At 37.6% G+C, this 23,848-nt stretch carries 23 protein-coding genes; 7 read left to right on the top strand and 16 right to left on the bottom strand.

Annotated elements, in window-relative coordinates:
* Positions 1 to 2 precede the first annotated feature (2 nt).
* The 4 genes from R8G33_02355 to R8G33_02340 all read right to left on the bottom strand — a co-directional run bounded on the left by R8G33_02355 (position 3) and on the right by R8G33_02340 (position 6,446).
* The gene (locus R8G33_02355; GenBank protein ID MDW3094495.1) at positions 3 to 1,379 is read right to left on the bottom strand and encodes a class I SAM-dependent methyltransferase; all 1,377 of its coding nucleotides are present in this window, start codon (positions 1,377 to 1,379) and stop codon (positions 3 to 5) included.
* A 153-nt stretch (positions 1,380 to 1,532) separates the two neighbouring features.
* Positions 1,533 to 3,047 carry a hypothetical protein gene (locus tag R8G33_02350; GenBank protein ID MDW3094494.1) on the bottom strand — a complete coding sequence of 505 codons (1,515 nt, stop codon included), beginning with the start codon at positions 3,045 to 3,047 and terminating at the stop codon, positions 1,533 to 1,535.
* Between the two features lie 21 nt (positions 3,048 to 3,068).
* Positions 3,069 to 5,246, bottom strand: coding sequence for a LamG-like jellyroll fold domain-containing protein (locus tag R8G33_02345; protein ID MDW3094493.1), 2,178 nt, complete (start codon positions 5,244 to 5,246; stop codon positions 3,069 to 3,071).
* A 24-nt stretch (positions 5,247 to 5,270) separates the two neighbouring features.
* Entirely contained in the window at positions 5,271 to 6,446 is a 1,176-nt protein-coding gene (locus R8G33_02340) for a hypothetical protein (protein MDW3094492.1), read from the bottom strand.
* Between the two features lie 322 nt (positions 6,447 to 6,768).
* Between R8G33_02340 and R8G33_02335 the strand changes: the two genes are divergently transcribed.
* Positions 6,769 to 7,221, top strand: a complete 453-nt coding sequence (locus tag R8G33_02335) for a hypothetical protein (protein ID MDW3094491.1) — start codon at positions 6,769 to 6,771, stop codon at positions 7,219 to 7,221.
* A 186-nt stretch (positions 7,222 to 7,407) separates the two neighbouring features.
* A complete protein-coding gene (locus R8G33_02330; GenBank protein ID MDW3094490.1) occupies positions 7,408 to 7,680 on the top strand; it encodes a hypothetical protein in 273 nt (90 codons plus the stop codon).
* Here the strand turns inward: R8G33_02330 and R8G33_02325 are convergent.
* The gene (locus tag R8G33_02325) at positions 7,677 to 9,248 is read right to left on the bottom strand and encodes a RuBisCO large subunit C-terminal-like domain-containing protein (protein ID MDW3094489.1); all 1,572 of its coding nucleotides are present in this window, start codon (positions 9,246 to 9,248) and stop codon (positions 7,677 to 7,679) included. The genes R8G33_02330 and R8G33_02325 overlap by 4 nt on opposite strands.
* A gap of 142 nt (positions 9,249 to 9,390) precedes the next feature.
* Here R8G33_02325 and R8G33_02320 point away from each other — a divergent pair, with 142 nt between their 5' ends.
* The 4 genes from R8G33_02320 (at position 9,391) to R8G33_02305 (ending at position 11,218) form a co-directional block, all read left to right on the top strand.
* On the top strand, positions 9,391 to 9,594 hold the full coding sequence (locus tag R8G33_02320; protein ID MDW3094488.1) for a hypothetical protein: 204 nt from the start codon (positions 9,391 to 9,393) through the stop codon (positions 9,592 to 9,594).
* 143 nt (positions 9,595 to 9,737) lie between these two features.
* Positions 9,738 to 10,061, top strand: a complete 324-nt coding sequence (locus R8G33_02315; GenBank protein ID MDW3094487.1) for a hypothetical protein — start codon at positions 9,738 to 9,740, stop codon at positions 10,059 to 10,061.
* Between the two features lie 194 nt (positions 10,062 to 10,255).
* Positions 10,256 to 10,774 (top strand): hypothetical protein, encoded by a 519-nt coding sequence (locus R8G33_02310; GenBank protein ID MDW3094486.1) that lies wholly within the window; start codon positions 10,256 to 10,258, stop codon positions 10,772 to 10,774.
* A gap of 96 nt (positions 10,775 to 10,870) precedes the next feature.
* Positions 10,871 to 11,218: a histidine triad nucleotide-binding protein gene (locus R8G33_02305; protein ID MDW3094485.1), complete on the top strand. Its 348-nt coding sequence runs from the start codon at positions 10,871 to 10,873 to the stop codon at positions 11,216 to 11,218.
* Positions 11,219 to 11,271: 53 nt separating this feature from the next.
* Here R8G33_02305 and R8G33_02300 read toward each other — a convergent pair whose 3' ends face one another.
* Both R8G33_02300 and R8G33_02295 read right to left on the bottom strand, forming a co-directional pair.
* The gene (locus R8G33_02300) at positions 11,272 to 11,697 is read right to left on the bottom strand and encodes a hypothetical protein (protein ID MDW3094484.1); all 426 of its coding nucleotides are present in this window, start codon (positions 11,695 to 11,697) and stop codon (positions 11,272 to 11,274) included.
* Positions 11,698 to 12,139: 442 nt separating this feature from the next.
* Entirely contained in the window at positions 12,140 to 12,472 is a 333-nt protein-coding gene (locus tag R8G33_02295; GenBank protein ID MDW3094483.1) for a hypothetical protein, read from the bottom strand.
* Between the two features lie 411 nt (positions 12,473 to 12,883).
* On the opposite strand from R8G33_02295, the gene R8G33_02290 reads away from it, so the two are divergent.
* Positions 12,884 to 13,204: an alanine-zipper protein gene (locus tag R8G33_02290; GenBank protein ID MDW3094482.1), complete on the top strand. Its 321-nt coding sequence runs from the start codon at positions 12,884 to 12,886 to the stop codon at positions 13,202 to 13,204.
* A gap of 66 nt (positions 13,205 to 13,270) precedes the next feature.
* On the opposite strand, the gene R8G33_02285 is transcribed toward R8G33_02290, so the two are convergent.
* The 9 genes from R8G33_02285 to tmk all read right to left on the bottom strand — a co-directional run bounded on the left by R8G33_02285 (position 13,271) and on the right by tmk (position 23,848).
* Positions 13,271 to 14,203 carry a L,D-transpeptidase family protein gene (locus R8G33_02285; protein ID MDW3094481.1) on the bottom strand — a complete coding sequence of 311 codons (933 nt, stop codon included), beginning with the start codon at positions 14,201 to 14,203 and terminating at the stop codon, positions 13,271 to 13,273.
* An 18-nt stretch (positions 14,204 to 14,221) separates the two neighbouring features.
* A complete protein-coding gene (locus R8G33_02280; GenBank protein ID MDW3094480.1) occupies positions 14,222 to 15,586 on the bottom strand; it encodes an adenosylmethionine--8-amino-7-oxononanoate transaminase in 1,365 nt (454 codons plus the stop codon).
* A gap of 73 nt (positions 15,587 to 15,659) precedes the next feature.
* On the bottom strand, positions 15,660 to 16,256 hold the full coding sequence (locus R8G33_02275; protein ID MDW3094479.1) for a protein-methionine-sulfoxide reductase heme-binding subunit MsrQ: 597 nt from the start codon (positions 16,254 to 16,256) through the stop codon (positions 15,660 to 15,662).
* Between the two features lie 30 nt (positions 16,257 to 16,286).
* Positions 16,287 to 17,705 (bottom strand): dihydrolipoyl dehydrogenase, encoded by a 1,419-nt coding sequence (gene lpdA, locus R8G33_02270; protein MDW3094478.1) that lies wholly within the window; start codon positions 17,703 to 17,705, stop codon positions 16,287 to 16,289.
* Between the two features lie 2 nt (positions 17,706 to 17,707).
* Positions 17,708 to 18,916, bottom strand: a complete 1,209-nt coding sequence (odhB, locus tag R8G33_02265) for a 2-oxoglutarate dehydrogenase complex dihydrolipoyllysine-residue succinyltransferase (protein MDW3094477.1) — start codon at positions 18,914 to 18,916, stop codon at positions 17,708 to 17,710.
* Positions 18,917 to 18,940: 24 nt separating this feature from the next.
* Entirely contained in the window at positions 18,941 to 21,787 is a 2,847-nt protein-coding gene (locus tag R8G33_02260) for a 2-oxoglutarate dehydrogenase E1 component (GenBank protein MDW3094476.1), read from the bottom strand.
* A gap of 79 nt (positions 21,788 to 21,866) precedes the next feature.
* On the bottom strand, positions 21,867 to 22,211 hold the full coding sequence (locus tag R8G33_02255; protein MDW3094475.1) for a PilZ domain-containing protein: 345 nt from the start codon (positions 22,209 to 22,211) through the stop codon (positions 21,867 to 21,869).
* Between the two features lie 28 nt (positions 22,212 to 22,239).
* On the bottom strand, positions 22,240 to 23,232 hold the full coding sequence (locus R8G33_02250; protein ID MDW3094474.1) for a DNA polymerase III subunit delta': 993 nt from the start codon (positions 23,230 to 23,232) through the stop codon (positions 22,240 to 22,242).
* Positions 23,225 to 23,848 (bottom strand): dTMP kinase, encoded by a 624-nt coding sequence (gene tmk, locus R8G33_02245; GenBank protein MDW3094473.1) that lies wholly within the window; start codon positions 23,846 to 23,848, stop codon positions 23,225 to 23,227. The genes R8G33_02250 and tmk overlap by 8 nt, the downstream gene beginning before the upstream one ends.

Below are 23,848 nucleotides of genomic sequence, written 5' to 3'. Positions count from 1 at the left end.
AACTAGAGATTATCTAATAAAATTTGACGCACAGCAGAAATTGCACTGTCTTCAGACATATCGTATTGCTTGGCTAATAATTGGGCTATATCAATAATACTACGTTGCCCATTGATTGCGGATAACACTTGAGCTTGAAGTAGATGCTTTGAAGACTCTGCCATTAGCTCAGCATGATTTGGTATGCTCAAATTAACGTCATTTACCCACTCAGGAAAGTAAGTGAAATTATTAGGCACTGCAGAATCAAACTTCTTTTTAGCCGAAAAACTAAAGACCTCTTCAATACGCCCATGTGCACTATGAGGTGAATTCAAATAATTAATTTTAGTCCTAGCTACTTTCACATCATCGAAACCAAATTTTTTTAATGAATCTATTACTTCTTCTTGACTATAATTGCATTGCTGATTTTTATGAAAGAATGCTAACGATCCAGAATTTATCCATAAACCACCAACTTTAAGCAAGCGATTTACTCGTGTAATAAAATCTTTCAAGTCTATGGGAATAATGTCGACTAACCATGGCGTTAATATACTATCGAAGCTTTTTTCTTTGAGTGGTGCATTTAATGCATCTGCCAACAAAAAGCTAAATTCCTCTGGAGTATCACAAGCAATTTTACACTTCTGGTGTTTTGTAAAATCGTCTATTGATATAGGTGCAACTGGAAACTCATTTAACTCAACCACCATACCATTAATAATTTTTGCAGCATTTCCAAGCAATACTGGATTAATATCGAGCAGAAACGAATGTTTTGCTAGATATTTTTCATGAAAATCATATGAAAATCTTGAAGCTCCAGCACCAAGAGTTAAGCTAATACCCGCTTGAAAATTAGAGTCAACAACTTTACTTATACTTCTTAGAAGTTCTTCATTTTCGCCGTTATTCCAACACCAATCTCTAAATATATTATTAATATAACTTTCAACACCCTGATTTTTATCGATTTCGCTACTGTTGTAAGCATATTCGTCTAAAGAATATGCTTTAAAAGATTCAAGATGCTCAATTATCTGCTGCTTGTATTGCTTTTTAGATTTTAATGACGTTTTCAATCTTTCTGTTGTTAATCGACTATTGTTTTTATCTTTAGACTGAATATTAAGGTGCTCAATTTCTTGCTCAATTGCTTTCTTAAAACCATTAATACGTGCACACCATGCACCTATTGCCGCATCAACGTCAGCAAATAAAAATGGTATTGATATATTCCCAAATTTAAACTGTGGATAAGACTGATTACATTTATCGCAATCAATATGATCTGTACTTTCAGTTAACTTGGAAGAACCACATTTCGGACACTGCAAATATACTGACAGAGAAAAATGTGATGTTTCAGTTGATTGATCGAGTTGGCTTCCCAAAATAAAAATGACTGTATTTGTGAAGCACTATTTTGGAATTATTAAAAATATAAGAAATGACTTTGGTCGTGAATTTTCAACCTTTTATCATTAAAAAAGCAGGATGGTTAATCCACCCTGCTTTTTACTCACTTTACGCTACTTATTTAACTATTAAGCAATCGGATTGAAGGCTATATATGGGTCTACTGCAGCACCCGTACCTAACCCATTGTTGGCTAATACATCCACACCAAATCTTGATTGCTGACCATGTAGACCTAAATAATTCAACACAACAAGTTCCGCTAGAGAAGTCACACTATTTGCAAATGGACTTGATGCAGTATCTACGTTTCCATCCATTCTAAATGTACCTAACTGATTCGTACCGGCTGCGTTACCACGAAGTACTGGTCTCACTCCACCTGGTTGATAAACAAAGATTGCACTAGCTGCTGTTTGTGAATTATCTGAACGCCATCGGAATTTAGTAACCCCATTTCCATCATCCTCAGGGTTATCAGTATCTGCAGATACAGAACCATCACTAAAAACGTAAATCATCACAGGTTGGTTTGCACGCATGGCATACTCTAAGGTAGCACCAATTACCTGCCCAACAACAAAGTCCTTACCGTCAGTTTCTGGTCGTGGATCTTGGTGATAATCTCGACCACCATATTCAATGGTTCCTGCACCAGCAAAACCTTTAATCACAGTCTTCATAACTGCTGCCGCTTTGCGGAAATCACCATCATTTAATTCACCATTAGGGAAAATAGCTTGTAAGTCTGTATCTTGATTTGGATCTAATTCTGCCGCTGTTATTGCAGTATTGAATGTTGCTGAACTTTTATCGTAACCACATTGAACCAGCTCTTTAGTTGCTTGCTCTGCTGTAATTTTTCCTAATTTAAGTTCACTAATAATAGCTGCAGCTTCCGCCACTCGACCCGTAGGGAAACCATCATCATCACCACCACCTAGACCGATGGCTTCATTAGAATTACTTACTTTAGTCGGTCGTACAGATGGATCAATCATATAATTAGGTGCATCAGAACGTCCCCCAGTGTCAGAGTTACGCGTTCCTACCGCTGCAACAAATTGTCCATTTGCACCTGCTTGGGCTATACCATAAACAGGGTTATGTGGATTATTTCCAGTATCATTCTCAGAACGTGCTGGAATAACAATTCCATTAGTTCCTGCTCGAGCTGCTACACTTGTTTTATCCAGCATCCCTCTTAGCATTGCGCTGTTAGGATGCATAGCAATTCCAAATGTACGATCAACACCCACGCTGTCTGGTATGATAGCTTCAGGTAGTCCTAGTTTTGCATAGCCTTCAGGGCTTAAAAAGTTTTCTTGCCCTAAAGAACCAACCATGATGTTTGATCCTGCAATATTAGCACCACCACCTTGATCAATACTGATGAAAGGAATTTTCCCTGCACCTTGAACAAGTGTTGAGAGGTCACATTCTGCATGTGCTTGACGTGCTAGAAATGTTGAGAGCGTTGGCGCGAACACCATGCCCATGCCTGAAATCAACCCTCTACCTAAGAAGTCTCTGCGTGTCACCGGACGACCATGACCTGACTGGCGACAATCTTCTTCGATACGTTGCTGCAAACGACGATGCTGCTCATCTTGACGTCGAGATTGCTCTACATATTTACCCATCGTTATATCCTCGCTTATAGATCAGTTAATTGTCATCACGCCACTTGAAAGAACTGCTGCACAACTCGCTTGCAGAGCAATATCTTTAGTAGCATTTGTACAGCCATTCGCACATCCTAAATCGTCCATTAAACGATTTACTTCTGCGGTTGTTTCTGCACGGTCAGGTTGGTTATCTAAGTCACCGACAAATCTATCGAATAATGCATTGACACGATTTTGTTTGTCAGTCGCGTTGGCAATGTTATTACAGCTTGTTCCAAACACTGTATTACATGCCGCGTTAGATCGTCTCACTCGATCACAGTAAGTCACCGCTAATCGTTGGATAGCAATCTGTGACGCAGAATTAAAGGCTAGAATATCTGCAGTAGCAGGCAATGAATCCCTTAACTCCTCGTAACGATTACGTACTGTATTTTGAGTAATAGGAATAGTCGTTAACGCTGACATTGTGTCATTGACGCTAGAGAATGAGCGTACACCGAAGTCAGGCAATACACCGTAATTTGGTATTCCTGGTTCTAATGAATCAACAAATAGATCACCTGTTCCAGTTTGACCCGCAAGTACTTCAAATTCCAAGTGGAACATATCTAAGTTAGGTCCCTGATCTTTAGGAATTACGGCTCCAAGTGGTGATAAAACTTGTCCACTCTGATTAACCATCATGTCAACCGAACGAAATGACTGAGTTGCCACTGGCAAATTATTGTTAACAGCAACTCTAATATTTCGAACTTGTACTCCTGTCACATCAGTAACAAGTGTTGGAGATGCAAATAAATATGCATTGTCGTCCATATTAGTTGCTTGCATCTGAACAGTCGCAGGTGCACCAATAATGTCGCTGACATCAAATGCTAGAGTGACAAAGTTACCTAATCCTGCATCATAGTTTTGCTGAACTTGCACATCTGTTAATGCACGATTATGGATGGCAACCATTTTGTATGTACCTAACCACAAGTTGCCACTTTGATCCTCATACTCATTTCCAAGAGCAAATCCAAAGTCAGAGTCCCAATTAAGTTGACCTAATGGAGCACCGTCCATATCACCAACGAATTGACCATCAACAAATACTTTACGCCCCGAAGTTCCATCTACGGTAAACACAACATGCATTAAGTCAGTACGAACTACACTTCCGTTCGCTGTCAATGCTGGTTGTCCATTATTACCTGTTGTTTCACTTCTAGTACGAAGTTCAAAATTGGTGTTCACTTGACCAAATATGAAGTTGTTATTTCCAATCGAAGCATTGTTACGTTGATAACCTGCAATAACAGATATACCTCCAACGTTCTGATCTTCTGCATCTGGAATAATCCATGCTTCGATAGTGAATTCATCTTGATCTTCTGAGATTAAGTTGAACATTTTTGCGCTATCTGCCATAGCTGCTTTAGCTTTACCATTGACATTTCGCAGTCCACCTTCTTCAACCCACTGCATATCACCTTCAATCAGAAGATCCATTGGAGTACCCACTCCGCTTGAATCTCCAACGATGTCACCAGCACCTTCAGAAAAGTCATACATTGCAATGACATTAGCATCTATTCTTGCAGCACCACCATCTTGTCCATCTGCAAAACTAGCCATCGCGCTTGCAACACGTGGAAGATTATTTGATGGAGGATTAGCAGCAGCTCGATCAGCTGCCCATGATGTAATTGCTGCTTCCATTGCAACAGCAAATTCTTCACATGCCACAGGACCACCACAATTGTGATTAGTTGCTCTTGGCTTATCGACTAATCGTGAATTAGCAGGATTTGTAAAACTAACTTTTTGGTTATTAATAACCTCGTTGTAAGCCGTCTCAAGAGTGGCATGAGCCATATACGGTAGTACTGGTACAAGTCCAAGTGGAGTTGGATCACTATGGCACTGTACACAACTATTTGCTGTCATGATTGGATAAACAGTATCCGCAAATAACTGCTGGTCATTAACCGGCGGCATTGTAGGTGCAGGCGGTGGTGGAACAGTTGGTGGTGTAGGTACCGTTGGTGCAGTGGGCGTGTTGCTTATAGTAGTTGGTGTAGCTCCTTCTTCAGAAGAGCCGCCACCGCTACCGCCACCACATGCTGTCATTACAATCATTACTAGAATAATACCAATCCACTGTAACGATTTATGAATTCGTCGGATGTCCATTTTCCGCGATACAATCAAATTTTCCTGAGTCATTACTTTTCTCCTCGGTAGCATCGCTTAGTTACCCATACAGTAAGTAGCAGTATCCGCGAATACACGCTTCATGCTGTAATTACTGTTTTGGAATACGGTTGCAACATTTTTAACTAGCATGTCATCAACTTCACCGTTGGGCGGTCGGTAACAAACCTTCTCAAATGCTTTCTTAACTTGACACTCTGCAAATTGACGCGTTGAAGCGAGCTCAACACCAAGTGATTTAGCACCGAGGCCTGAACCTGGGCCATTCCATTGTATGTATGCATTTGGACCTGTACGCCAGTAGTTCACCCAACCATCATTGACAGTTTCATGGCCAAAACGAAATACTCCAGCATCACGTAAGTACTTAGGCTGAACAGAACCTGCTGTATATGCAATCTGCAAGTTCTCTTCATCAAAGTCATAATAGGCAAATGCTCCAGCCAATCCATCTAAACCTGCATGACAAGTCAAGCAATCAGTTAGGAAAATATTACTGTCACCACCCGGAGAACGAGTGACATCTTGACGAATAAAATCTGGTCTAGCAGTAATGTCACGCATATCTTCTTGGTCTTTACATAAGAAGTTAAACATAGCGTTTCTAACTGCTGAACGATTGGTTCCAGCAATCAAAAATGATTCTGCGAATCCGCGTGTAGTCATTACACCAGCGGTTGCTGCTGCAGGTAATATATTACCTGGCAAAGATGTCTGTTGAGTTTGAATCAAATTATTAGGATCACCTAAATTTACATTCGACTCTTGTAACTCTAAGTAATGATCATTATTGGTTTGTGAATATGCAACATTATTTGAAGCATCAGCTGAGCCAATGTAAACAATATTACCTGACAAAACCTCAGTGAATGGAACTTCATCACGAATCATTCCAATCACTGTGGCTGAGAAATCATTCAAGTCTTCATATACTGAACTTTCTCTATTAGTCCAGGGTGTGGAGAAGTCTTTCAGTGTTGTATTATAGAATGCTGGATTTTCCATCGCTTCATAAGCGGCTCCAACAGTATCTCCATTTTGAATTTTAGTTGTCATTGAATCTAAAACTGCAGCAGATGGTGGGACTCCCACCAATCGATCATGCATTCTTTTCGCTTGTTCACGTGGTCCTGCATGAACTGCAGAAATTGTGAACATTACTGACATCAACGTAATAACTAAACTATAAGCAAGTTTATTGCGTAAGCGCATAGCGGCACCTTTTCAGCGTTACATAAATACTTCTTAAACGTCTATTGATAAAAATATTCAAGACGTTCCCCTCCAGCCTCATCCGTGGACTGATCTCACATCAGAAACATGAATTTCTGATCACCTTCCGGCGTGGGTGTATGTATAACTCTGTGAACCAGTTCTGATTTTGATCTGCGATAGACGGTTAAGAATTCCCTCTCAGTGGCGAAACAGACGTACAAAATTTGGCCACCAAAAGCATCATTAAGATAGGCGAGTTATAATTCCTCATAACTGTGGGTTTTTTATGTTTAAGTGGTACCGTGAACTGAAATAAATAATGACTGTGCAAAAAAAATATATAAGCCGTTTTTTGAAGCTACTCTGTATTTGTTTCACTATCAGCGCTTGCAGCAACGGACATGATCAAAGTGTTGCTAAATATATCAATTCAGAGTTTGAACAAACGTATTTGTATGTCTCAAATAATATGTCTGTTGATATTGATTTTTCTAATGATTTATCTAATTTTCGCAAATCTAATAAAGATGCCTTTACTTCGATAGCATATACATGGCATTCAATTTCAATCGATGCGTGTGGTCTTGCAAGTTCTAGTAACAAGAAAGAAAGTAATTCTAGTTATGAGCGGTTGATACAGCAGTCACCAATAGATAAAGACCTCTCAATAAAAATGACTGATAGTGAAAGAATATGTTTAGCAAACATATACTTTGATAACTGGTCAAATATCAATAATATGCTGAAATTGAGCTTTTCTAGGAGCAGGTAACTCACTGCTAACTAAGATATTTAGCAGTTTTCATAACTAATTATTGCTTGATCGATTAATTTAGAGTCAAAAAATAATAGTTTCTAGAAAAAACCTTTTAGGCAATTTTTTGACAGGCTTCAAAGAGCTTAGTTATTATCTCAATTATATTTTGAAAACATTCTCACTAAATTAGATGCATCAGAAATGGCTTATACTGTAATTTTGCTAGATCGCGCAGGAAATACATCACCTCCTTTACCTTGCGAGGTTCATTGCGATGGCACTGAATTAGAACTCGACGCAGAATTATCATATGAGTACATTAATAGTTCACACACTGTTCATATTTTAGATGATGGTGAAATTGTTAGTAAGCACTCAGTATTAGGGTATAGCTTTTTTGGTGACACTATAATTAATGGTGTAAATGCATCACGCTGCGGCCAATATATATTAATTATAAGTAATGCTATCTAGTCAGAGATGATCGGCCTATCTCGGTCGTGGTCAACAATACAATAAAACCCAAATGGCTCTTCACTTATATTTTTTAATTGATGGATAGCCATAGGCTTTACATATAAAATATCATTTTTCTTCGCTCTGTATTTCTTATTATCAATAATGATTTTACCTTCACCACGTATTACAATAATTACATGAGTATGCTTATGTTTTTCTTTACTTGAAAATCCATTTTGGCTGATTTCAAAGTAACGCAAATCAAAGTTAGATATTTCTCCATTATTTCCAACTAACTCAATTCGACGAACACCTTCAAATGAAGTGTTGTTTGTATCTTTATAAACAACACTATTTCTATCTGTCCATTCAAAATCATTAAACCTTATATGTTCCAGCGGTAAACAAGCACTTGATAATGGATAATCACATGAAGAGGTAGTTTGTAATTTTCTAGGTGGTTTAATATCTTCAGAGTATTCCTCTAATATTTTTTCTTTAAATGCCTGTGTTGAATGAGATAATTTTGGCGAATACTCTAATAATGAACCACCCAAAAGAAAAACAGAATCATGTTTGTACCACCGACACATTTCATTTAGGTGGGTATACTGCATTCCACCTGCTGGACACGGAAATGCAGGTTTTATATGTGCTAATGGTTTACGCAGTTGTTCAGCAATGGCTTTACAGTCATTTTCTTTAAATTCAAATCTACCACCTGTATTTGGGTATACGGAAATATCAACACCAGCTAATCTAAATAACAATCCATACAATAAGTGATAACTCATCCCATCATTAGGTGGAATACAATTGCTACCAGTAAATGATGGGTGTGCCATATAAATTAAATCATACTTGGCTGCTAACCCTCTTGCGGTATCTAATCCAAGAATTAAAGGCGCTAACAGTACACCCTCAATACCTTTGTTCTTAACCCACTCAAAATACATTTGTATGTGTTCATAGGGCGCAGATATAAATGGAAAGTAAACACAACGCTTACCGGTCTTGTCTTCAGCTCTTTTAACTGCATCTAAACATAATGTAACTCGATGTTTAAATTGCTCAAAATCGCCTATGAGATTTTGGTCATCCTTAATAATATCTCCACCGCCCACCGCAAATTCATAGGCGAGATTAGCAAACTGTTCTTCGCTATATCCGCGTGGTTTTAAAGCAGTCGCTAACAATGGTCTTCCATAGACACCTAAACATTCGCGTATTCCTTCTACACCAAATCTTGGGCCAGCAAAACAATCGAGTAACTTTTCGGGCAAACTCACGTCAATACATTTAACATTTTGATACATTGAAACATTGCCAAAGCATAAATTAATCAATTGATTATATTGCTGACTGAGTATTTCTTCTGGATAGCTAAGTGTAATAGTAAATTTATCCAGGTGATTTTCAACAGGGTTAATTTGTTCTATCTTGCCAACAAATCTCGCTTCGATTTCAGGAGTAATTAAAGATTCGGGGGTCTCAACACTTTGCTCTATAGCTATTTTTCGCGCCAGCTCAGATACTTCTTTCTCATGAGCAATTACCAGGTATGTAACAGCAATATTCGACATTAAAATTTCCTTACTTCCAAAAATAAGATCACCTTAGTTAGATAATCGGTAAAAAATCACGATCAACTGATCACATAAGACTTAAAGACTATTAGATTCTACCGATAACCTAAGTAACCACACTAACATTTGGTATTTATATATGGGAACAGTATATACAAACTTTGAACAGGCAAGAATCGAGCGAGAAACAACTAAAATTGTTTCAGATCTAGTCTCAATTGGTGGTGTTGACTGGGCAGTGAATACGATCACTCAAATCCCTTCATTTACCGACACATACCAAGAAAGATTGCGTCTAGCTTTAAAGGATAAGCTCATAAAACTAAATTCACACGTATTATAAATTTTCTATCCAGCTTTTCGATATGTGTGATCTATAGTATAAAACTATAGATGCAGGAATTTGTATTATATTCACTAAATAACTATTCTCACTTCCTACCCTACCTTGCAGTGGCTTCAGTTGTGCTCATAGTAGTGAGCATAATGCTGATCCCTAAATTTGTTGCTCAAATACCTTGTGATTACTTTGTGAGCACTAAAAATTCAAATCAAATCAAACATTCCTCATTCAGAGCTACCGTTAAGACTTGTATACAAAATCTATTAGGTATATTTCTCATCGGAGTGGGTGCACTAATGTTACTGCTACCTGGACAAGGTTTACTCACGATTTTACTAGGTATATTAATTTCAGATTTTCCAGGAAAGTATAAATTCGAACAATATTTAGTCAAAAAACCAGCTATCTTAAATAGTCTAAATTGGATTCGCCGCAAACAAAATGTGCCTGAATTATATATAAAATAGCGCATTCATCGGAGCTTTTAACTCTCTATATTATATATCATTAATGTCAAAATACTGGCCTAAGGACTTATCTTAATTCCCACACCAGTCATCGGAGTTGAATTTAATTTCATTAAGTTTTGTGTACAAATACATTCTTAAATCAAACTTCTCATAATAAATCCATCCATATAACCTGAAAGGATCACATCATCATGCTACGTCATGCATTAATCTTTATTTTGCTAGTTACTTCTACAACGTTATTTGCTGATGATGATATCTATGTTGCGAAAGAAAAAGACCAATATAGCGTCAAGAAAGAAGGGTTATTTGATGGAAGATTAGAAAATTTTGCCTTACAAATAAACCTAGCTTCATACCACCCTGGAAATGCAAGTGAGTACAATCAATTCAACCGAGGCATTGGTATTGAATATTATTATGATTCTTTCTTTTTAGCTGGCGGTTATTTCTGGAACAGTTTATACCGTGATAGTTTTTACATTGGTGCAGGCAAAGAGCTAACATTTGGCGATGTTGAATGGATTGGTTTAGGTGCCATCGGCGGATTAATTACCGGTTACAACGATGGGCAGGAACCGCGACCAGCTTTGATTCCATATTTATTTTTAACCAAAGATAGATATACCCTAAAAATACATTACTTGCCAGAAATCGGCGATGTGGAAGATGATGCAGTTGGTTTTGCTGTAAGAATCAAGTTTGATTAGCATGATTATTTTTACAAAAGTTCCAGCAAACGCTATTCAACATCACTATTAAATTGCTATGCTTGCTGCTTAAATATTTGCAGCAGGATATACTTCATGGGCAATCAAGAAACTCTTTTTACAAAAATTATTAATCGTGATATCCCAGCAGAGATTATTTATGAAGATGATCTATGTTTAGCCTTCAAAGATATCAATCCACAAGCACCCTTACACGCACTACTCATTCCCAAACAAGTCATTACTAAACTTTCTGATAGCTCATCTCAAGATCAAGCAATATTAGGTCATTTAATGTTAAAAGCACCATTTATCGCAAAACAGCAAGGCTATGCTGATGCCTTCAGACTTGTTATAAATAATGGGGAGGCTGCTGGACAAACTGTTTTCCATTTGCATATACACATTATTGCAGGACGTGAACTAAGTTGGCCACCTGGCTAACTCTTTAGTAGATAACAACACTTACTCTTTGCAAAAATACAAAAGATATTATTTCAATGTGATTTTTTATCTAGCCAAGCAATTACACTTTGTATTTTATTTGGCTCAGATGATTTTTCTTTTAACACTTCCAAACTATAACGCAATTCATTAATAAGGCTTTCATAAGATTCTATCTTATCGCGCTGATAAGATAGCTGCTTACTCGCTTTAGATAACATTTGCCGCAACTCATTTTTAGTTAGCTCATGAGGTAGTTTTTCGGTCGCATGTTGCAGTGAGCTATCCTTGATTTTATTTACCCACATCACCATGTCAGCTTCTTCAGAGCTGACGTTTGGGTGTAGTTCTGTTAAGTCATCAATATGCACCATGCCTCTCACACAAGGTAGTCGGCCTGTGTCAATTTCAGACTGAAGATCACGCGCAGAAATTCCAACTAAGGTGGCAGCTTTATGAACTGTTACAAATCGCCCCATGGCATTCTCTACATATATAAATAATGGTAAATAGTGCCTAGTACTATGCATGTTTATTTATATAAACACCAACTCAATTCCAAACATGGAAAATTAAAAACTTAGGTGCTTTAGCGATTGAACAATAGTATTTATTAACGAAAGAATTAATTTCATCGTAGCGTAATAAAAACACTATAAAACAAGCAATAAATAATTAATGTTTACTTGCGTTACAAGTATTTAACGCATAAAGTAAATGTGTTGTAGAGAAAACTAAGAATAATAATAACAAGTGATTCATCATGCCCATAACAATTAATCTAATAATTGCATTGTTAGTGCTTGTAGTAAGTGTTGGCGTATTTTTACGCTGGCATTAAAATCAACAAGATAATAACTAATATTAATCTAGTTTCTAGATAACTAGTCTAATACTTATCAAAAATTCACTCGCCTTACACTATGGTGACAATCGTTTTGGGAGACCATTTCCGCGTTTACTTGGAATATGCTTACCAATAAATCCAAAGCCTATTCCTCCTTGAGATATGTGAGCAATAACCGCAAATACACGGATCATTTTTGCAGTACGCCCGCGATCAATCACAAATACTAACTGTATTCGCCTACCCACATATGCGCGTTTGGGTATAAAATCTATAAATACGCCACGTGAACTGATATTACTAGGTTTGCATCGTTCCAGCTCTAGCTGTTTACAATATAAATAGACATTTTCTGATGTTGGGCGACGGACGCTTAGACGTCTCTCCATATTTTTTCTTGCTGACATAGCTTATTGGCGTATAAGTGTTATTGGATAAAGTTACTTTAGCAAAATATACAGCAAACTGAAGCGTTTACATGATTAATTGCAAGAATTTTCGACCACTTCACGTATCTCGATAGCATACTACCAGACCTCTAGACGCATGATTATGTTAAATAGTACACATTTCAACCTAAAATTAGCTTCATTAATAGACAAAAATAGGCAAATTGATGCAATTATCAGTTGAAAGTAATCTATTAAGATTAAACCTTGGTATCTGTCACATTTTTACTTAAAATACACCTGATGTATCGAAGTAGCAGAATTTACGCATAACCATTAGCTTACGCGAACTTGATCTACCTTTGATATTTTGTTGTAACAACTAAAAATTCTATATATATATTTTTAAAAACTTCGGAGTTATAAAAAATGCAAGACAAGTTATTGAAATCTCTTCAAGCTCTCGCTATGGCTGGGACTGTAGCATTCGCTGCTGGTTGTACTGTAACTGGTACAGAAGAAGCTGCTGATGCTCCTGACCCACTTGCAGAAGTACGTGAAATTGCAAACGAAGCACTTCGCACAGCAAACACTGCTGCATTCAATGCATCAACTGCAAAAGACATGGCACTTTCAGCTCAAGAAACAGCTGATGCTGCTTTAGAAGCTGCAGGCGCTGCTCAAGCATGCTGTGACGCTAACTCACGCCGCATGAATGTTATGTTCCACGAATCTATGAAAGGTAAGTAATTTCATAATCGTTATATGACATTAAAAAAGCCCCTTTAATAAGGGGCTTTTTTTTGCTTGTAAGTTTTAACTTTTTTCATCTCTCAATGACATTAAAAAAGGTATACCCCTCTTTTCTCGCGCTTCTTTATATCCTCTTTCCCAGAATATTTTATACCTATCCTTTTCCTTCTCTTTAGTTTGAGCAACAACCAGTTGAACAAACTCTGTTAGATTTCGAGAGGATGCTTTTTCTTGCTCTTCAATTTCTGAATGAGTTTCTACGTACAGTTTATTATCTTTCCAACCTACCTTATAAGGCTGATTAACAATAGTAACCGGGGTATCAATTTCCACACTTTTAAATAACTTTTCAATACCGGTAGGATGCAATCGAATACAACCATGAGTCACCCTCATCCCAATTCCTTCTGGAACATTAGTACCATGAATAAGATAACCAGATAACGCTAACCCAAGCTTATAATCTCCTAGCGGATTATCTGGCCCTGGTGGAACAACCTTAGGCAAAGGATCATTATTCTCTTCATGCTCTTTACGTATAGACTCAGGAGGATACCAATTTGGCTTAGCTATTTTAGAAGTGATACGTGTATAACTTAATGGTGTTTCCCATTGATCATCTTTACCAACACTAACTGGATAGGTGGATACAGTTGCTACATCATTAACAATCCCATGGAATTGATATAGTCTCAATTCAGCAAGATTAATGATGACACCTTCTCTTTCAACATTGGGTAACACATACTGAGTGGGAATAATAATTTGCGCATCTTCTTCAGGAATCCATGGGTCTACTTCAGGATTTGCATCAACCAACTCATTAAATCCAATTCTAAAAATTTGGGCCAATTGCAAGAAGTTATCGCCCTCTTTAATCGTATGAATTGAAATATTACCTACCACATCTTCAGCAGGATTATAAGAATAGGTTTGGGCTAATACTGAATTAACAAAACAGGCCAAGAAGAATATTGATACTCGTGATATTTGCATAAGGATAACTCTATTTACTTAATCTGCCACAGCGACATTTACTGCCTCTTCCATAACTTCTAGTACTAAATCAATTTGATCATATTCTATTACATAAGGCGGCATAAAATATAAAACGTTCCCTAACGGCCTAAGTAATATATGATTCTTTAGAGCATGCTTATATGCTTTTAGCCCTCTGCGCTCTTGCCAAGGATAAGCAGTTTTAGATGACTTATCAGCAACCATTTCTATGGCAAATATCATCCCTGTTTGACGTACGTGACTAATATTTGGATGATTATTAAAACGTTGGCCATTTTCGCTAATACGTTTAATTAACCCCTTGTTTCTTTGAATAACGTCATTATTACGAAATATACTTAAGGTTGCCAAAGCTGCTGCACATGCTAATGGATTACCTGTATAAGAATGCGAATGCAAGAATGCTCGCATTGTTTCATAGTCATCATAGAAAGCGTCATATATTTGATTAGTTGTTAAAACGACAGATAATGGCAAGTAACCACCAGTAAGTCCTTTTGATAAACACATAAAGTCTGGAGATATATCTGCTTGTTCACAAGCAAACATTGTTCCTGTTCGTCCAAAGCCAACTGCAATTTCATCTGCAATCAAGTGAACATTATATTTATCACATGCAGCACGCAATAAACTTAAATACTTAGCATCATACATACGCATATAACCTGCACACTGAACTAATGGCTCAACTATCACTGCAGATATTTCTTCATGATGCTCACTTAGTGTCTTTTCCATATGTGAAAACATGCGCAACACATAATCTTCAGTTTCCTCACCATGCTCCATATTATAACTATCAGCACCCGGCACAGTGATTACATCTAACAGTAGTGGCTTGTATGTATCCTTATATAGCTCAACATCACCCACAGACAAAGCGCCTAATGTTTCACCGTGATATGAATTTTGCAATGTGACAAATTTTTTCTTGTTTGCCTTGCCAGTATTTTGCCAATAGTGAAAACTCATTTTCAAGGCTACTTCAACTGCTGAAGAACCGTTGTCTGCATAAAAGCATTTTTGTAGAGGTTTAGGCGTAATCTCAACGAGCTGTTCAGATAAATGAATAATAGGTTGATGTGAAAAACCAGCAAGTAACACATGCTCCAATTCTTTTGCCTGTTTAGAAATTGCATTATTTATAGTTTGGTTTGCATGACCAAAAATATTTACCCACCAAGAACTAATGGCATCGATATATTTATTTCCATCAAAATCTTCTAGCCATACACCTCGCCCACTAGTGATTGGTATAATTGGAAAATTCTCATGATCTTTCATCTGTGTGCACGGATGCCAGACATGATTTAAATCTCTTTCTACAAGATCATTGGTTACTAAAGAACTTTCTTTCATAGAAAAAATTTGCTCATGGTATGCACTGGAATAAAGTCAATAGCACATGGCCATTGCCTGCGAACATTAATTGCTACCTAGACGTTATATGAGTAAATACTCGATAACCTAGTAAAACCGCAAGGATTGAAGCATAGATAATTGGCTCTAACAGATCTGCTTTCACCAGCCACCAAAAGTGTAGTATAGCAAGAATTGAAACTACATAGACTAATTTATGCAACTTATTCCATGCAATTTGAAGTTTTCTTTGCATTGAGTTGGTAGATGTAAGCGCCAAAGGTATCAGTAAAACAAATGCAGCAAACCCTACAGTAATATAAGGGCGCTCCTTAATATCATCAACGATCGCAAACCAATCAAACCATTGATCTAAAAAAATATAAATTACAAAATGGCATGTGACATAAAAAAAACAAAGCACACCAAACAACCTTCTCAAATGAATCAGGCCATTAGCTCTTAGCAGTTTACGTGCAGGACTTATCACCAATGTAATTAATAGTAATCTTAGGGCCCATACCCCTGTAGTATGTGTTATATCTTCAACTGGATTAATATTTAGAGGATCTCTATAAAAATCCCAGATAGCGATAGCAAGTGGGAGCAAAAATATTAACAGCAAAGGCAGTTTAATCAGATTACTATCCAATTTTGCGTCAATAGACATCGATTTTAGTTTAAAAAATTCTATCGGGGATTAGAAATGTATTGCTCGCCCGTGTAAGTCCAATGCAGCCTCATGCAATCCTTCAGATAGAGTCGGATGCCCATGAATTGTAAGAGCCAAATCTTCTGCTGTTAAGTCAGATTCAATTGCAAGCACAGCTTCTGCGATCAACTCAGAAGCATTTGGCCCAATAATATGTACACCTAATAATCTATCAGAAATAGCATCTGCGATAAATTTTATCACACCCTCAGTGTCACCTAATGCACGAGCTCGGCCCAGTGCCATAAATGGGAATGAACCAGTTTTATAATCAATTTTATCAATTTTTAATTGCTGCTCTGTCTTACCTACCCAGGCTATTTCAGGCCATGTATAAATCACCCAAGGAATTGCATTATAGTTAACATGTCCATGATGATTTGCTAATTGCTCAGCCACTGCAATACCTTCTTCCGAACCTTTATGCGCTAGCATAGCACCACCAATAACATCTCCAATCGCATAAATACCATCAATATTTGTCTTCCATTGCCTATCAACTTCAATAAATCCATGCGAGTCTATACTTACTCCAAGTGCATTTAGGCCTAAGGATTCGGTATTTGCCTTACGACCAATAGCGACTAACAAACAATCTATTTCAGTTTGAGACTCACCCTCAGGACCTTGCACCGATACAACAACTGAGTTTTGGCGTTTTGATACCGCTTGAACTTTACTATTCAGTTGCACATCTAAACCTTGATTTGAAATTATTTTATTTGCATGTGCAGCTATATCTGTATCCACGGCTGGTAAAAATTGATCTTCAGCTTCCCATATTGTGACTTCCGCGCCCAATCGACTCCACACACTAGCCATTTCAAGACCAATCACTCCTGCACCAATCACACCTAAATGTTTAGGCACTTGCTTTAATTCTAAAGCTCCTGTCGAATCGACAATTTGCACTTGATCAATTGGCAGAAAATCCAACTCGAAAGGCTTGGATCCGGTCGCTATCACAATTGAATTAGCTTTGACTACTTGTTTGCTATCGTTATTACTTACTTGCACTTCATTTGAAGATTCAATAGAAGCATTACCATGAATAAAAGTAACCTTGTTTTTTTTCAGCAGCCCTTTTACGCCCGTCGTTAAAGTCTTAACAATTTTATTTTTTCTTTGAAGCATTTTGGCAATATCAATACTGCATTTCTGTGTCTCTATTCCATGTTCATTTGCATTTTTTTCAATAAATGAATAGTGATGACTAGAATCCAGTAATGCCTTAGAAGGTATACAGCCAACATTTAGACAGGTTCCACCTGGACTCGGCTTATTGTTTTTATCGGACCAGGCATCAACACAAGCAACAGACAAACCTAGTTGGGCACAGCGAATTGCACAGACATAGCCAGCAGGACCAGCACCAATAACTATTACATCATAATTAGAATTTTCCATAGTTATAAATGCAGAAGCAGTTGGATAGGGTTCTCTATAATACGTTTAATAAGACTTAAGAATAATACTGCTTCTCGCCCATCAATTATACGATGATCATAAGACAATGCTAGATACATCATTGGCGCTATTTTTATTTCGTCGCCATCTGCAATTGGTCTTTTTTCTATTGCGTGCATTCCAAGAATTGCGCTTTGTGGAGGATTTATAATTGGTGTAGATAGCATAGAACCAAAAACTCCACCATTTGTTATAGTAAAAGTTCCTCCGATTAGTTCATCAATAGATAATTTATTCTCCCTCGCTTTGTTTGCAAGCTCGTTAATTTCAATTTCAATCGATGACAAAGATTTGGTCTCTGCATTACGCACCACAGGAACTACCAAACCTCGTTCAGCACTAACCGCTATTCCGACATCCACATATCGATGATAGAGAATATCATCTCCCTCAACAGATGCATTTATTATTGGATATTCTTTTAGCGCTTCTATTGTCGCTAGAACAAAAAATGACATAAAACCAAATTTTACGCCATGTTGCGCAAAAAATTGCTCCTTATGCTTAGAACGAATCGACAATATTTCTTGCATGTTAACTTCATTAAAAGTGGTCAACATAGCGTAATCTTGTTGCGCAGAAACCAATCTGTCTGAAATCTTCTTTCTTAAACTACTCATTGGTACGCGCTCAATCTCGCCCCCATCACCAGCTACATCAGATAGAGATTTGTTTGGATGAGGATTGCTTGATTCTGCAGCTAATACGTCTTTTTTAGTAACACGATTACCTTTACCTGTGGGTATAATTTCGTCAATATTAATATTCTTTTCTTGTATTAACTTTCTTACTGCAGGACTTGTCTTTTTATAGCTAGCCGAATTTTTTTCAATAGCATCTTCGTTTGTGATATCTCTATTTTCAATCTCAGCAACATCATTATCTTGTGTACTTTCAGCAGACAAATCCTGACTAGATTCAGCTAAGGACCCTATCACCTCATGACTGCTAACTGTCTCATTTTCACTTTTGGCTATTTTCTCGATAACACCACTCGCAGGCGCAGGAATCTCTAAAACCACTTTATCAGTTTCTATCTCAACCAGTGTCTCCCCTTCAACAACATGATCTCCTACATTTTTTACCCACGTACTAATAGTGCCTTCACTGATAGACTCAGAAAATTCAGGGATTTTTATGTCAATGGTCAATGGATATCCTTAAGTTAATAGATATTAGCTAACGCTTTTAAGTTCAACGCTCTTCGACACAGTAGTCAAACCAAGCGCTTCATTCACCAACTGCTTTTGCTGATGACGATGTAGTTGCATGTAACCAGCAGCAGGTGATGCTGAATAGTCTCTTCCAGCATACTTTAGAGACTGATTAGGATAAATACAATCAGTTAAATTCTTACGTGATTGCATGTAGAACCAAGCACCTTGATTTCTAGGTTCTTCTTGAACCCAAACAATATCAGATACATGCTTAAATCTGGCTATTTGCTCTTTTATTTCATCACCTGGGAATGGATAAAGCTGCTCAATTCTTATAATTTCTATATGATCCAATTCATGTTCTTGCTTTTGCTCCAACAAATCATAATAGACTTTACCACTACATATAAGAAGTCTTGTCACTTTTAAAATATCGGCTTCATTATAAGTGGTTATAATCTGCTTAAAGCCTTGTTGGGTAAACTCCTCTAATGATGATGTGGATTTCGAGTGTCTTAACAAACTTTTTGGCGTTAACACTATCAGCGGCTTTCTATATGGCCTCAGCATTTGTCTACGCAATAAATGAAAATGTTGTGCCGGAGTAGTTGGCATACATACTTGCATATTTTCTTCAGCACAAAGTTGTAAATAGCGTTCCATGCGCGCAGATGAATGTTCTGGCCCTTGACCATCATATCCATGCGGGAGGAATAATACTAAACCGCAATATCTTTGCCACTTAACTTCAGAAGAACTTAAAAATTGATCGATAATAACTTGTGCATTATTTGCGAAGTCACCAAACTGAGCCTCCCATATTACTAAAGAATTTGGCTCAGAAGTCGCATACCCAACTTCATAGCCAAGCACTGCAGCTTCAGACAGCAAACTATTAATAGGTAGGAACTGCGGTTGCTTTTCATATAAGTTTCTTAATGGTATGTGTATATCACCATTATTTTGATCATGAAAAGCACAGTGTCGATGTGAAAAAGTACCGCGCACACTATCCTGCCCAGACAGACGAATGGGATATCCTTGCTCTAACAATGAACCATATGCCAGCATCTCTGCAAATCCCCAATCGACAGGAATGGATCCTTTAGACATTTGCTTACGTTGCTTAATAATTTTTTGAACATTTTTATGCACTACAAATCCATCTGGTACCGAACTCACAACATTGCCTATCTGCTCGATAACATCCATTGTGACTGTAGTGTCAGTATGCTGCTTCCAATGCGAACCTTTGAATGGGCTATAGTCAACCACATACTCAGAATAATTACGTTCAGCGATATCTCCACATACCGGCTTACCGACATTCAATTTTTCAATATAATCTTTTTCAATGTCTTCATACGCACCTGGTCTAACCACGCCCTCTTCTATCAACTGCTTATAATACATTTGATCAACACGTTCTTTGGTACGAATACGCTGATACATTAACGGCTGTGTAATTGCTGGCTCATCTGCTTCAGAATGACCATGACGTCGATAACAAATCATATCTATCACGACGTCACATGCATATTTCATGCGGTAATCCATTGCCAATTGAGTCGCAAATACTACCGCCTCAGGATCATCTCCATTAACATGCAAAATAGGTGCTTGCACCATCTTTGCCACATCTGTGCAATATAGTGTCGAACGTGAATCTAATGGGTCACTGGTAGTAAATCCAATTTGATTATTAATAACAATATGGATAGTCCCACCCGTGGTATATCCCTTAGTACTAGATAGATTCAGTGTTTCCATCACAACACCTTGACCTGCAAAAGCAGCGTCACCATGTATTAATACAGGTATTACTTGTTCACGACGTTTATCTTGACGTCGTTCCTGGCGTGCACGTACCGACCCCTCAACTACAGGATTAATTATTTCTAAATGAGATGGATTAAATGCTAATACCGCATGAATGGGATTCTTATTAGTCTTTAGGTCTATTGAAAACCCTTTATGATATTTAACATCACCCGAACCAAACTCTAAATCTATATTTCCTTCAAACTCTTCAAATAAATCATGAGGGCTCTTACCCATAATATTAACCAGCACATTCAGTCGCCCGCGATGCGCCATACCAATAATCGCCTCTCCCACATCATGCTCACCTGCTGACTGTATCAATGTATCAAGCAAAGGAATTAGACTAGTGCCACCCTCTAAAGAAAATCTCTTTTGCCCAATGTATTTACGATGCAAATAAGTTTCTAAAGCATTGGCTGCAATTAGCCTTGTTAGTATGCGTTTCTTTCTATCATTACTAAGCTTTAAATTTGAATAGTTTGATTCTAAATAACCTCTTAACCAACGCTTTTGCTCAGGATCAGAAATATGTTCTGTTTCTGTACCAATACTTCCACAGTAAGTGGTAGTCATAAGATTAATGATAGAACTCAGTGAGTGTTTATAATCAGTAGCTTTCTCCCATACAAAAAATTCTTTATCAAGATCAGCTGATGTTAAGCCATGATTCTCTGGATTGAGCAGACTTATTTGAATACGATCCTCACCATATAATGGATCAATATCTGCTTGTCGATGACCTAAACGTCGGTAAGCTCGAATCAGGCGCAGCACTGCTCTTTGCTTTTCTTGGTAATCATCATGAGAATCATTACCAGCTTGAGAAACATGCTGCTTAGCTGAGTTAATATTTCGACCAATATTTTCTTTTGCACTTACATGCAAGTCATGCAAATTTGCATCACTATTAACATCTAGCTGACTAAAGTATTTCTGCCAGGATTGACTAACCGAAGCGGGACTGTCTATATATTGCTGGTAAAGCGATTCAATATATTCTGCATTGAGTCCATAAATGTGTTGGTTTTTTTTATGGTTCATTGCTGCATATGTTTTAACTGAATTTGTATAAGTAAATTATAGATTTAAAGCAAGTTATACAAATATTGCTGCAGTGCAATTACATTGTGTGGGTTGGTCTATCTGCTTGCAAGGCACCACCTAGTAATGCTTCAATTTTTGTACGTGTCTCACCACTATCTTGGCTACTAAATTGGACACCAATTCCAGTAGTTCTGTTCCCTTGAGATCCTTGCGGAGTTATCCATATGACCTGGCCTGCTACTGGAATCCTTTCACTCTCTTCCATTAAAGTGAGTAGCATGAATACTTCTTCACCCAGGTTAAAATTCTTGCTAGTAGGTATAAATAAACCACCATTTTTCACAAATGGGATATACGAGGCATATAAAGAGCCCTTATCCTTAATTGCTAGTGATATAATCCCTCTTCCACCGTTTGCCATATCTATATTCTCTTATATTCTCTTTAATTTAGACTGAGTGTTTAAGCGCCAACTTATGACTACGTATCAGCAGTGATTCTGCGAATAATCGCTTATTTAGGCTGTTATCGAAAATCCTTTTACGTTCTATGACTAACTCCCAGAACTCCAATAGTAAAGGTACTTGCATACGTGGCGCTAAGGCAAGTAATGACCGATAAAAGTCGGGGTTTTCGAGCGTTATTGGGTTTTCAGCCCCCTTTATTCTTAATAAATCGACGATAACCGTTTGAATCCATTGAAAACAGAGCGAAAATGGAATTGATTCAATTCTGTTCGCAATGGCTATTGGGTCGGAATTTGCCTCAAATACCTCTAGAAAACCTTGTACAACTGAAATACGTTGATCAAGCAATTCTGTCTCATGATATTGCATAGCTTGGAGCGGTGCACCCTGTGCAACCCTAAGTAAGGGCTCCCAGTCAATGCCAGTATCTGTGCCATTCAACCATGACAGTGCCTGTTCCTGAGTGGGTGGGTGAAAAGCAACAAACTGGCAGCGACTGCGTATAGTGGCCGGCAATTTAAGAGGAGTGCTTGTTACCAAAATAATAATTGTTCCCTCTGGAGGCTCTTCTAATGTTTTCAAAAGTGCATTTGCAGCACTAGTGTTCATACTGTCGGCATGTTCAATTAAGGCAATTTTTTTAGATTCGAAATGCCTGGTGAGGTGTAACTTTGCAATTAATTCACGAATGACATCAATGGATATTGTATTTTTATCTTCCTCTGGTAGGACACGAACAAAATCAGGGTAAGTATTCGCCTGCATTAATAAACAGTGTTTACAATGTCCGCAAGCAAAACCGGTATCTAATACCTGCTGACACAAAATAGCTTCGCAAACATTGTTGGCAAAATCATGTTTACCAATTCCTTCGGGTCCACTCAATAAAATAGCATGCGGGATTGTATTTGATTGTTGCATGCGAATAAAGTAATCCCAATTTTCTTGCTGCCATGGATACAATTTATTATTCATTCAACAACCCATCAAGATGAATACGTATAGCTTTTTGAACTTCATCGATTGAGTTATTGGCATCAACTATAGAAACTCTACTTGAATTGTTTTCAGCAATCTGCAAATACCCATTTCTGACTTTTTTATAAAAATCTACTTTTTCATTTTCAAAACGGTCTTTATTACCACGTTTAGTCACTCGATCCATGCTTACTTCTAGCGAAACATCAAGTAACAATGTGAGATCTGGCGAAAGTCTTCCAATAGAAAATTCTTTAAGTGCATCAATCCGAGTTAAATCAATATCGCGCCCGTAACCCTGATATGCATAAGTAGCATCATAAAATCTATCACACACCACCCATTTACCCGCTTGCAAGGCAGGTTGAATTACCTTTCGCACATGCTCAACACGCGCTGCAAACATTAACATCAATTCAGTATCCACATACATGCTAGGTAGTTGATTATCTAGCAACACATCTCTAATCTTTTCACCGACCAAAGTACCCCCAGGTTCTCTAGTCTGAACAACCTCTATATTTTTAGCTTGCAAATACTCAACCGCAAAGCTCAATTGAGTGCTTTTCCCTGAACCTTCAATGCCTTCAAAACTTATGAAAGATCCTTTCAT

The organism is Gammaproteobacteria bacterium (assembly GCA_033344735.1).
Taxonomy (GTDB): Bacteria; Pseudomonadota; Gammaproteobacteria; order UBA4575; family UBA4575; genus UBA1858.
The sequence above is the reverse complement of the archived record's forward strand: the minus strand, read 5'-3'. Positions and strand labels throughout refer to the sequence as shown.